Genomic DNA, 11,715 nt, shown 5'->3' on the forward strand with positions numbered 1-11,715 from the left:
CATATGAAAGAGTATATGCCGTTTATCAAAGGAAGAAATATTCCATCTAAAGAAGGCAAAATAATCGATGATAGAAACCCTGCAACGGGAGAAGTATTTGCTAAAGTGCACTTGGCAAGTGTGGAGGACATCGAAGAAGCCATCAGTACTGCATATGCAGCATCAAAGCTTTGGGCAAAGACAACTCCACGAGAAAAAGAAGCGGTCTGGAATGACCCCACAACACTAGACACTCTTGAAACTGTTAATACGGTCGATAATGACCACATGAAACATCAAGAGGAGAAAGTAATTCCATGGCAAATAAACTATACACAGACGAGTTCAAACAAGAGGCAGTCAATCAAATTGTAAAAAATGGCTATCCCATTAAAGATACCGCACAAAGATTAGGAGTGCATCCTGATTCACTCAAAGCATGGATAAAAATCTATAGTAATCCTCAAAGTACCTCACAACACCAAGCTTCCAAAGATTTATCATCCGAGAATAGGAAGCTCAAAGCAGAATTAAAAAGAGTCACCGAGGAGCGTGACATTCTAAAAAAGGCCGCAGCGTACTTTGCCAAGAATCAAAAGTAAAGTACGCCTTCATTAAAGAGTATAAGCCATTTTATCCCGTGCGAAGAATGTGCAAAGCTTTGCAAGTCCATTTTAGTGGTTATTATGCATGGAATAAACAACCAGAATCAAAACGTGATAGAGATAATAAAGTGGTCTTGCAACACATTAAAGAGGCTTATGAACACAGTGGTCGTATCTATGGATATCGAACTGTTACCAAAGATCTTATAGCATCAGGTATCAGTGTGAATAAAAAAAGAGTCGCAAGACTTATGAACATAGCCAAACTCTTTGGTGCAGGTGTCAAACAGAAAAAACCTCGTTATAAAAAAGGGCAGAGACATTTGGCACATCCTAACCATCTTGGGCAGTGTTTCAATGTTCAAGAGCCAAATCACACATGGGTAACAGATATAACCTATATCAAAACACATGAAGGATGGTTTTATTTAGCGGTTGTATTAGACCTTTTCAGTAGAAAAGTTGCTGGATGGGCAACAAGTCATCGCATGACAACACAGTTAGCTCTAAAAGCTCTGGAAATGGCAACCTTTAGACAAAAACCACATCATGAAGTTATTGTACACTCTGATCAAGGATCACAGTATAGCTCTTACGAGTGGCAAGCACTCCTAAAAAAATACAACCTGATTCCTAGCATGAGCAGGCGAGGCAACTGTTATGATAATGCAGTGGCTGAAAGCTTTTTTAAAACATTTAAGCGTGAATGTGTCAAAAAACAGATTTATATTACACGAGAGGAAGCACAATCAGACATATTTTATTACATTGAAATGTTTTATAATTCAACCAGAAGGCATAGCTATCTTGGTTATATTTCGCCCAATGAATTTGAAAAAAGATATAATGAGAAATTAAATATGGCTTCGCAGAATTAGAGTGTGTCTACAAATGTGGGGTCATTCCAGATTGCTATACAACTCCAATGCAACACGTATATGGTAGTATTGAACAACGATTCGTAGCAGGAAATTGTATGAACAGAATAGATGTAATTCCATGGGATAATAATTTTAATACAGGTTTAACAGAAATAGATGCCCAACATCGTAAGCTTGTAGAGATCATTAATCAACTTGCAGCGAGTTTTGCGTTTGATGCATCTACTATCAATCTTTCAACAGTTTTTGATGAGCTCATCGCCTATACACACTATCACTTTAGTGCAGAAGAAAGCATATGGAATTCATATTTGCTGAATGAAAAAAGTGCAATTCAACATAAACATACACATGAATCTTTCATCCAAACATTATCAGATATTATTGAAAAACAGCAGGGGAAAGAGATTGAAGAAGTTGCTGAAAACACCTTAGATTTTTTAGTGCAATGGCTTGTATCGCATATCTTGGAATCGGATCGTTATATGGCATATTTAGTCTTTGCTATCCAAGATGGGAAAGATTATACACACGCAAAAGTGTGTGCACAAGAGAAGATGAGTGGGCATACTCGAGATATGATTGATATAGTGATGGAAATTTATAAAATTCTGTCTCGAAATACACTTCAATTAATGCGTAAAGTGACATTACAACAAAAGATAGAACGTCAACTCCAATTTAAGGAACAATTTTTACAAACACTTATCCATCAAATTCCAGACATTATCGTGATGAAAGATGCAGATGGTCATTTTATCTTAGCGAATGAAGCAGCAGCTCATTTTTACGGAACAACTTCGGAAGAAATGATTGGTAAAAAAGATATTGATTTTGGTGTCTCTCAAGAGCTTTCAAATATCTCACAGATACGTATGCAACAAATCATAGAAAGAGGTGAAACTGAAACGGTCTATGAAGATCGTGAAAATGTTTTAACCGGAGAAATACGACACTTTAAATTGATTAAAAAACCAATTCAAGATAATGATGGAAATAATCATCTAATAAGTATTGCCTATGATTTAACGGAAGAGCAAAAAATTAAATATTCACTAGAACAACGTACCAGTTTCCTCAAAACCCTTATTAAGACTATCCCCGATCTTGTTTGGGTTAAAAATCCCGATGGAATTTATATGCTGTGCAATCCTCGCTTTGAAAAATTATATGGTGCGCCAGAAGAAGAAATTATAGGAAAAAACGATTATGATTTTGTGAGTAAAGAACTTGCAGATTTTTTCCGCCAACAAGATTTTAAAGCAATGGAAAAAGGGACATCGTCTTTCAATGAAGAGTGGCTAACATTTGTTGATGGGCATAAAGAACTTGTTGAAACGACAAAAACACCAATGTTTGATAGCAAAGGAAATTTACTTGGAGTTTTGGGTATTTCTCGCGATATCACGGAGCGTAAATTTATCGAGCAAAAATTACATCATGCTGCTTATTATGATTCGCTAACAAATCTGCCAAATCGCTTGCTATTATCCGATAGACTTGAACAAGCCATTATTCATACAAAACGCCATCAGTCCTCTATGACAGTTATTTATCTGGATATTGATGAGTTTAAAGAAATTAACGATAAATATGGTCATGATATAGGCGATAAAGTATTGAAATTATATGTACAGCGTTTAGAAAGAGTTCTAAGAGAAGAAGATACTCTTTCAAGGCTTGGCGGTGATGAGTTTGTCATTATTTTACAAAATGTTAAAGAGACTGAACATATCAAATCAACGTTAAATAGAATATTGCATGTCACTACGCAACCTTTGAAAATTGAAGAACACAATTTAAAAATATCTGCAAGTCTTGGTGTTACATTCTATCCTCAAAATGAAGAGATAGATGCAGATCAATTATTACGTCAAAGTGACCAAGCTATGTATCATGCAAAGCAATTGGGGAAAAATCGATATCATATTTTTGACTCGAACCATGATAAAGCAATGCGTACACATTATGAAAAGATTGAGTGTGTTAGAAAAGGGTTGAAAAATCAAGAGTTTATTTTATATTATCAGCCTAAAGTCAATATGCGAACAGGTAATATATTTGGTGTCGAAGCATTGATACGTTGGCAGCACCATGAACATGGATTTTTGCCACCAGGAGCATTCTTACCAGATATTCAAAGTCATCCAATAATTGTTGAACTAGGAACATGGGTGTTGGAAAAAGCAATGCAGCAAATTGAGGATTGGCATCTACAAGGAATTCACCTACCTATTAGCGTTAATATCGATAGTATGCAACTTCAACAACGCAATTTTATGGAAATAGTGCAAACACTTCTTCAGCGCTACCCCAACGTACAAAAAGGTGACATAGAGTTTGAAATTCTTGAAACAAGTGCATTAGAAGATGTTACTTTAGTCTCCGAGATTATAAGTCAATGCCAAAATTTAGGAATTCATTTTGCATTAGATGATTTTGGAACAGGGTATTCTTCACTGACCTATTTAAAAAGACTCCCTGTTAAGACACTCAAAATTGATCGAAGTTTTATTCATGATATTTTAAACGACCCAGAGGATTTAGCGTTGATTGAAGGTATTTTAGAATTATCACGAACATTTCATAAAGATGTAATTGCTGAGGGGGTGGAAAGTCTTATGCACGGATCAGTGTTATTGAGTATGGGATGTGAAAATGCACAAGGATATGCAATTGCAAAACCAATGAGCCCTGAAGAAATCGTTGAATGGATGGCTGATTGGAGATCACCAAAAGAATGGACAGATCCAGCAGATATTTTATAAAAAATGAGTTCTTTTAAATAGATTACAACAAGGAGATAAAATTAAATGTAAAATCACGTTTTTATATCATAATTATCAAATTACTATCTAATCTTTTAATACACCATCTTACAAATAGACATTCTATCTTTCTTCCAAAATTTTTTCATTATATTTTTAGTGTTATCGTAGTGACCTTACGATGTAGACAAAATCGTAAGCAAACAATAATCCGTTATTAGCTTAATAATAATGTTTAGTTTTATGTACTTTTTTTGCAATTACTATCCCCTCTAATGTTCTAAATAGCCTTTATTTAGGCTTTTCTACAAACCTTCAGTATAAGAAGTAACAATCTTTATCTCGAAAGTACAAAATTCTTCATATCTCACATTAAATATCACAGTTAGTTATTAAAATTAAGTCAGAAATAAAAAACCATTTCAAAAAGGAGTTACACAATGAGTCAAGAGACTATGTCCAGAAGGGATGCTCTAAAATTCGGTATGATGGGTGCTGGCGCAGCAATGCTTGCTGCATCAAATGCAATGGCAGCAGCCCCAACAGAAAAAGATGTTAAATTTGATGAAGAGTATGATGTTATTGTTATTGGTTCAGGATTTGCAGGTTTAGCTGCAGCAGCAAAAGCAGCTGAGAGAGGTTATAAAATTCTTATTCTCGAAAAAATGGGTCGTGTGGGTGGTAACTCTGCTATCAACGGTGGTGCTTTCGCTGTTCCTATGAATAAAGATCAAAAACAATTTGGCATCCAAGACTCTAAAGAACTCTTTATTAAAGATGCACTCAAAGCAGGTCTTGGTATTAACCACGTTGAGATGTTAGAGTTGATCGCAGATCGTGCGCAAGAAGTATTTGATTTTACCGTAAAATGCGGTGCAAAATACCAAACAGGTAAAAAACCAACCCATTTTGGTGGCCACTCAGTGGCTAGAACCATTGTTACTGAAAACATGAGTGGTTCTGCAATCATTCAACCAATGGCTGCATTTGTTGAGAAACTTCCAGGTTGTAAACTATTAACCCGTGCAAAAATGGACGACTTTGTTATGAGCAATGATGGTACAACGGTTATTGGTGTCACTGCTCGTATTAACTACCGTTTTGACAATAAACTTTATAGTGATGACCGCGATAATAAATCAGGCGAGAAAAAAGTGTACCGCGCGAAAAAAGGTGTTGTTTTAGCGAGTGGTGGTTTCTCTATGGATAAAGATTTTAGACAAATTCAAGACCCACGTATGACCCCAGATATGGACGCAACAAACCACGATGGTGCAACAGCGGGCGCACTTCTTAAAGCATTCCAAATTGGAGCACTTCCTGTACACATTAGCTGGATTCAAGAAGGTCCATGGGCAAGCCCAGATGAGAGAGGTTTTGGCGTAGCACCTCTTCTTACTCAACAAGGTTTATTTGTAAAAGGTATCGCTGTTGATATTAGAAACGGTAAACGTTTTATGAATGAAATGGCAGATAGAAAAACAAGAGCGGACGCTGAATACGTCATCTTAAGAGAAGCGCCAAAAGCATACCCAGTTGCTATTGGTACGTACAATACATTTGATGAGCAAATCTTTGCAGCGATTGACAAAGGTCTTCAAGGTGGCGTTATGAAAAAATTCGATACCATCGATGCTTTGGCTGCAAATTACAAAATTCCAGCAGATGCCCTTAAAGCAACTATTGCAAAATACAATGAAGATGCTAAAAACGGTGTAGTAGATGAATTTAAAAAACAAACACTTGCTGATATGAAGGGTAAAGAGTGTATTGAAATGAAAGGACCATTCTATGCGATTCGTTTGGTTCCAAAACCTCACCATACAATGGGTGGTCTCAAAATCAATACAAAAGCACAAGTTATCTCTGCTAATACTAATAAACCAATCCCAGGTCTTTTTGCAGCAGGCGAGGTTACAGGTGGTACACATGGAGCGAGTCGTTTAGGTAGTTGTGCGATTGCGGACTGTTTAGTATGTGGTTTTGTTGCAGGAGAAAACATCTAATCATGCGTAACAAAAAAACTCTTTTAGCATTAGGGTTTTTTCTCATTCTTGGTGTGGCGTCTTTAGTGGGGAGTGAAGTGAAAGCTTCCTCTCCTCAGATGAACATCACTCCTGAAATGAAAGAAAAATTCCCTATAAAGCCTCATCATGCCAAGTTATCGTTTAAATGTACGGATTGTCATGAAGGTCAAGGGGATGACCCAGAAAATTTTAAAGCGATTGAAGATAAAGGGTGTTTGTCTTGCCATAAAACAAAACAGTATTTGGCAGATAGACTGAAATTTATGGATGCGTTGCATACCAATCCACATAACTCTATTCACGATGGACCAAAACTCTATTGTGATGAGTGTCATTTTGAACATAAAAAGTCTGACAATATGTGCTTAAGCTGTCACAGCAACGATGTAAAACTTTGGATGAGGGAGACACCATGATGAAAAAACTATTTCTCCTCATCAAAAGCAATATTTTGCTCACAGCATTAGTAGGCGTTTTTATTGGATTACTGTGTTCGTGGATTTTATATGAAGGTCTTCATAGAACCAGTGATGATAGATTTTGTATCGTTTGTCATGAAATGAAACCTATGGTTGCGGCATACCACAATGATGTACACGGTGGAAATGGCAAAGTTGGTATTAAAGTGACGTGTGTTACTTGTCACTTACCGCATGACAATGTCTTTGCGTATATCTTAACAAAAGCACGCAATGGTGTTATGGAAGGGGCAATTCACTTCTTTGGCAATCCAGATAACATTGATTGGCAAGCCAATCGTGCCAATCGTGCACACTTTGTTAAAGATGAAGCGTGTTATGGTTGTCATACCAACTATAAAACCAATGAAGCCATCAGTGAACAAGGTCGTAAAATGCACGCGCATTATGACAGCTTAAAAGAGACAGCAAACGAGATTAGCTGTGCTTCATGTCACGTAGAAGTAGGGCACAAAGGACTTAGAAGTATGCTCAATTACTATAAGCCTGAGTACAGTTACTACAAAGGCAAATTAGATAAGAAAAAAGAAGAGGCTGAGAAAAAATTGGCCGAAGAGATGAAAAAATAGCCTTAGTTATTCATGTGATGAATAAGATAGAAGAGTTGAGTGTTCTTTCTTGGGCACTTAACTCTTAAAAAAGGAGAGAAAATGAGATTTGTTAAACTTAGCTTGGCGGCAGTTTTAGTTGCAGGAATGACATCGAGTTCATTTGCTGCAGATACACTTGCAGATGCATTTAAAAATGGTAAAGTGAATGGAACGTTAAAAGCGTGGTATTGGGATAGAACGGATGAGGGAAACTTCGGAGGTGGCGCGTATCATAATGAAAACATCCTAAACTTGGGTATTGAATTAGGATATGTTTCAGATTCATTCTATGGTTTTAGAACAGGTTTTACATTCCAAGGAAGTGCGACTCCTTTTGCTGAAGAAAATGCGAAAAAACTTTTCAATAAAGAAGAATCAGGACAAGGCACGGTACTTTCAGAAGCGTACTTAGCGTATAAAATTGGCAAAACAGACATTAAAGTAGGTCGTCAATACATTACAACGCCTCTTATCTCTGGAAATCCTACACGTTTCTTTAGAGAGTCTTTTGAAGGTGCTGCAATTTCCAATATGGATATCCCTCAAACGACAGTTTATGCAAACTATGTTGATAAATTCCAAGGTAGAACGGGTGATGTTTACAATGGCAATTCTGTTGCAACATGGTCGTATGATGCACCAAAATTTATCAAACAAATTATCGTAGCAGGTGCAGGTCCAACTGCGTATGAATTTGATGGTGCTTACTCTTTAGGTGCGATTAATACCTCCATTCCAAATCTTAAGTTAACAGCACAATATGCACAAGCAAATGATGTTCATATGAAAGCTGCTATTGGTGCGTATGGACTTACTATAGATAAAACAGATAACATCGCATTTTTCTATACAGAGGCAAATTATGTTCTACCTGTAAGCAACTTCAAACTCAATTTTGATATCAATTATAGAGGCTCACGTGCAGGAAGTGAATTAGATGCAGCGCATATTGATGGTAATATGCTTGGGCTTCGTGCAGGTTTCTCTGAACTTTATGGATTTGGCGCAACGATTGCTTATACAACAGTCAGCGATGATGATGATGCACTGCTTGGACTTGGTAATGGACCATTCTGTTACACCATGCTTTCCATTCGTGGTCCTTTAGTATTTAATAGCTTTGCAGGAATGGATACCTATAGATTTGGTGCGACTTATGATTTCTCAAAAGTGGGTATTACTGGACTTACCTCTGAGTTGGCATATGTTACTGCTTCTCAAGATGCTCCATCAGCTGCTACGATTACGACAAGAGCAGGGTATAAAGCAGACATTGAGGGCTACTCAGCAAAACTTAGTTATGCGGTACCTTATCTTAAAGGCTTAACAACTGACGTGACATATGTTACATTTGAAAAAGAAGTTACGACGTCAGCAAATGTTGTAACCAAACTCGATACAGATGAGTTATGGTTTAACGTTAACTATAAATTCTAAGATCTAAATTATGAGGGCTTTATGATACATATAAAGCCCTATTTTAGGGTGTACACTAAAAATGTTAAGAACCAATAAATGAAAATTTTTATCCTTGTTATAAAGAGCGAGCCATACGATGAACGCGTTATAGAATCGTGTAGGTATTCTTTAAAAATTGAAATGCGTGATGCTCTTTTTTCTGCTAACAACTACATCTTACCTAATAAACTCTATATACCATGCGAGATTATTTTATGATTGGAATGATGGTTGAAAGGAATCATATATGTTTAAGAGACACGTATAAAAAATTGATTTTGAGGCTTTATACTTACATTATTATTGTACTTTTAGTTTTATAGTGCTAAACTGACGAATATATAAAGAAAAAAAATTAAATTGGCTGTCCAAGAAATAATGAAAAAGGAGTAACGTGAAAGTTTTTCTTCTTGAACCAGATGGAGAGTTAGCCGATAGTATGGATGTATATTTAAATAGTTTACGTCTCAAAATGAAAATAAAAAAAGTGAAAAACGAAGAAGCTCTCTTTGCCGAAGATGTTTCACTTTTGCCTACTTATGCTCTATTCATCCTCAATCTTAAAAATCCTGTAGATCCAACGATAATGCATTATTTACGAGAACATGGGGTGGATGTACCGATCTTATTGATTATTGAATCCACTTTTGATACTAAAGATTTTAAAACACTCTACTATCTTTCTTATGATGACATGATAGTAAAGCCCTTTACACCGCAAGAAATTGCGTTTAGAATTTATAAACTGTGCGATATTTGGAATGACGATACATTCTTTGTAACCAAAGATGTCTATTTTGATTTTAAACATGCAAAGTTTGTAAATCGCGATGAAGAGGTTATTTTAGGGAGAAAAGAGGCATTATTGCTCAAATTACTCTTTATGAAGTCTCATCATGTTGTCTCTTCTCATGAAATCGAGTACTATGTTTATCAAGATGAGGCAGTAAGTGAAGAGCGCATTAGATCTTTAATCAGGCAGTTACGCGCTAAATTATTGCCTTTTCATTTTATTGAAACGGTTAAAGGGGAGGGCTATAAAATCATCGATACAAAGATAGAAGAGCCTTCTTCCGTTAAAGAGGTAAGCCGTAGTGCCATCATGAGTGGTTTATGCTTACCATGGTTACCATTAGCGGATTGTAGTCTTTTCCTATTATGATCCAGCAATAAAACACTTCTTACTTTCAAATATGCCTTTTTTAGGGCATATTTGAAACATCAAACGCTTCCTTTCTTCATTTTCAATGTATGTTGAAAACAGTATCTTTGTGACAAAAACTGTGACATCTTTTCGTTAAAATGATTCATCTTTTAATAAAGTTAGAAGTGATAAAAATTGCACTTAAAATTATTTGGAAATCTTAGAAAATAAAATTTTTTTGCCTTTTTTTGAAAAGATTTTTATCGGTGATTTATTCTCAAAGATACGTTAAATAGAGGCTAAAGTGTGTATAAATCTTTTTTCAAAAGCAAGAATGAGTAGTTTGTGCCTTATAATCCTCATGTTGTCTTGTAGTTGAAAAAAGAATATGATACAATGAGTTCAAAGAGCAGATATAGCCGTCTCGCTTTTAGATCCAACGAAGGAGGAGATCATGAATCTCGCAAAAATATTATCTTTGGTGGTCATTAGTCTTCCAGTAGTTGCTTTTTCCTTAACATTAGAGGAAGGCGCAAAAACAATTCTCTCCTCAAGTCCAAAAGTGAAAGAGAGCGTGGAGAATTTTAATGGTGTGAAAAAAGAGTACAACATTGCAGAGAATGGGTATCTTCCAACACTGGATTTAGTAAGTTCGTACGGGCACGAGACTATTAAAGAACCAGGTTCAACGAAGATCTCTAGTACTATGGATGAAACGTCCTTAGTTTTAAATCAAAATCTTTTTAATGGTTTTGCAACAGAAAATGCGATTAAACAACAAAAAAGTAGGCTTGAGGCAGCATCATATGGTGTTACTGAAAAAGCAGATAGAACGTTACTTTCTTTTGCAAATGCCTATATTATGCTGTTAAAACATAAAGAATTGCTCGCTTTAGCGCAGGAAAATGTTAAAACACATGAAGCGATTTATAAACAGATCAAAGAGCGTTCGGATTCTGGTTTTGGACGTCTTTCTGAAACACAACAAGCAGGAAGTAGATTTACTCTTGCTAGGTCCAATCTCATAGCACAAGAGAATAACTACAGAGATGCGATTTCGACATTTGAAAAGCTTTATGGTCAAAAAGTAGATGCAGATGAGTTGATCAAACCAGACTTTACATCAGTCATCCCTGCAAATTTTGAGAAAATTAATGAAAAAAGCTTTACATGTAATCCTTCCATTAAGGTTCAAGAAGCGAATGTAAGACTTGCAAGTGCTTTGTACGAAGGGTCTAAATCTGCTTTTTATCCAAAAGTTGACTTTGAAGTTGCTGGAACTGTTGGTCATGACATCGATGGACTTGATGGACGTAAAGAGAGCACATCGGCACTGTTAAAGCTTCGTTATAACCTTTACAACAAAGGTGCTGACATGCTTAACAAAGAGAAATATGCCATCTTGATGATTAAAGAGAAAGAGACATTAGGAACATTAGAGCGTGATCTCAAAGAGAGTGTTAAATTTTCATGGGAGAGTTATGAATCAACTCAAAAACGTATTGCGTTCCTAAAAGAGCATAGAGATTTCAGTAAAGAGACTCTTACTGCATATCAACAAGAGTTTGCGATCGGTAAGCGCGATCTTATCAACCTTTTGGATGCTGAGGGTGAGTACTACTCTGCTAGACAAGCTTTAGCAGAAGCAGAAGCAACTTTGATGTATGCTAGATACAGACTTTTAGATAACATGGGTGTTATTACAGATTACTTTGAACCATCTTTTGCTCAAATGTATGATGTTCAGTCATGTTCTCATAGAAGCGTTTCATTTTAAATGAGCT

Annotated in this window: 10 protein-coding genes; all 10 read left to right on the forward strand. The window is 36.1% G+C overall.

Annotated elements, in window-relative coordinates; genetic code table 11:
- The first annotated feature begins 3 nt into the window (after positions 1 to 3).
- A complete protein-coding gene (locus UCH001_RS13340) occupies positions 4 to 354 on the forward strand; it encodes an aldehyde dehydrogenase family protein (protein ID WP_067174808.1) in 351 nt (116 codons plus the stop codon).
- Positions 297 to 1,462 (forward strand): IS3 family transposase gene (locus UCH001_RS04445; protein WP_145973095.1). Its coding sequence is split into 2 segments (ribosomal slippage): positions 297 to 549 and positions 549 to 1,462, totalling 1,167 coding nucleotides; the frame shifts between segments, so codons are not numbered across the junction. The genes UCH001_RS13340 and UCH001_RS04445 overlap by 58 nt, the downstream gene beginning before the upstream one ends.
- A gap of 98 nt (positions 1,463 to 1,560) precedes the next feature.
- Positions 1,561 to 4,233, forward strand: coding sequence for a bacteriohemerythrin (locus UCH001_RS04450; protein ID WP_067174811.1), 2,673 nt, complete (start codon positions 1,561 to 1,563; stop codon positions 4,231 to 4,233).
- A gap of 440 nt (positions 4,234 to 4,673) precedes the next feature.
- Positions 4,674 to 6,239, forward strand: coding sequence for a flavocytochrome c (locus UCH001_RS04455; protein WP_067174812.1), 1,566 nt, complete (start codon positions 4,674 to 4,676; stop codon positions 6,237 to 6,239).
- A 2-nt stretch (positions 6,240 to 6,241) separates the two neighbouring features.
- On the forward strand, positions 6,242 to 6,676 hold the full coding sequence (locus tag UCH001_RS04460; RefSeq protein ID WP_067174815.1) for a cytochrome c3 family protein: 435 nt from the start codon (positions 6,242 to 6,244) through the stop codon (positions 6,674 to 6,676).
- Positions 6,673 to 7,308: a NapC/NirT family cytochrome c gene (locus tag UCH001_RS04465; RefSeq protein ID WP_067174817.1), complete on the forward strand. Its 636-nt coding sequence runs from the start codon at positions 6,673 to 6,675 to the stop codon at positions 7,306 to 7,308. Before UCH001_RS04460 ends, UCH001_RS04465 begins: the two co-directional genes overlap by 4 nt.
- Before the next feature lie 81 nt (positions 7,309 to 7,389).
- Positions 7,390 to 8,766 (forward strand): OprD family outer membrane porin, encoded by a 1,377-nt coding sequence (locus UCH001_RS04470; RefSeq protein WP_067174819.1) that lies wholly within the window; start codon positions 7,390 to 7,392, stop codon positions 8,764 to 8,766.
- A gap of 78 nt (positions 8,767 to 8,844) precedes the next feature.
- A complete protein-coding gene (locus tag UCH001_RS13205; RefSeq protein ID WP_158508933.1) occupies positions 8,845 to 9,006 on the forward strand; it encodes a hypothetical protein in 162 nt (53 codons plus the stop codon).
- A gap of 175 nt (positions 9,007 to 9,181) precedes the next feature.
- Positions 9,182 to 9,949, forward strand: coding sequence for a winged helix-turn-helix domain-containing protein (locus UCH001_RS04475; protein ID WP_082705666.1), 768 nt, complete (start codon positions 9,182 to 9,184; stop codon positions 9,947 to 9,949).
- A gap of 436 nt (positions 9,950 to 10,385) precedes the next feature.
- Positions 10,386 to 11,708 carry a TolC family outer membrane protein gene (locus UCH001_RS04480; RefSeq protein ID WP_067174822.1) on the forward strand — a complete coding sequence of 441 codons (1,323 nt, stop codon included), beginning with the start codon at positions 10,386 to 10,388 and terminating at the stop codon, positions 11,706 to 11,708.
- The last annotated feature ends 7 nt before the right edge of the window (positions 11,709 to 11,715 follow it).

It is taken from the genome of Sulfurospirillum sp. UCH001 (assembly GCF_001548035.1).
Taxonomy (GTDB): Bacteria; Campylobacterota; Campylobacteria; order Campylobacterales; family Sulfurospirillaceae; genus Sulfurospirillum.

Coding starts and splice junctions, on each gene's coding strand:
- UCH001_RS13340 (WP_067174808.1), top strand. CDS start 4: ATGAAAGAGTATATGCCGTTTATCAAAGGAAGAAATATTCCATCTAAA.
- UCH001_RS04450 (WP_067174811.1), top strand. CDS start 1,561: ATGAACAGAATAGATGTAATTCCATGGGATAATAATTTTAATACAGGT.
- UCH001_RS04455 (WP_067174812.1), top strand. CDS start 4,674: ATGAGTCAAGAGACTATGTCCAGAAGGGATGCTCTAAAATTCGGTATG.
- UCH001_RS04460 (WP_067174815.1), top strand. CDS start 6,242: ATGCGTAACAAAAAAACTCTTTTAGCATTAGGGTTTTTTCTCATTCTT.
- UCH001_RS04465 (WP_067174817.1), top strand. CDS start 6,673: ATGATGAAAAAACTATTTCTCCTCATCAAAAGCAATATTTTGCTCACA.
- UCH001_RS04470 (WP_067174819.1), top strand. CDS start 7,390: ATGAGATTTGTTAAACTTAGCTTGGCGGCAGTTTTAGTTGCAGGAATG.
- UCH001_RS13205 (WP_158508933.1), top strand. CDS start 8,845: ATGAAAATTTTTATCCTTGTTATAAAGAGCGAGCCATACGATGAACGC.
- UCH001_RS04480 (WP_067174822.1), top strand. CDS start 10,386: ATGAATCTCGCAAAAATATTATCTTTGGTGGTCATTAGTCTTCCAGTA.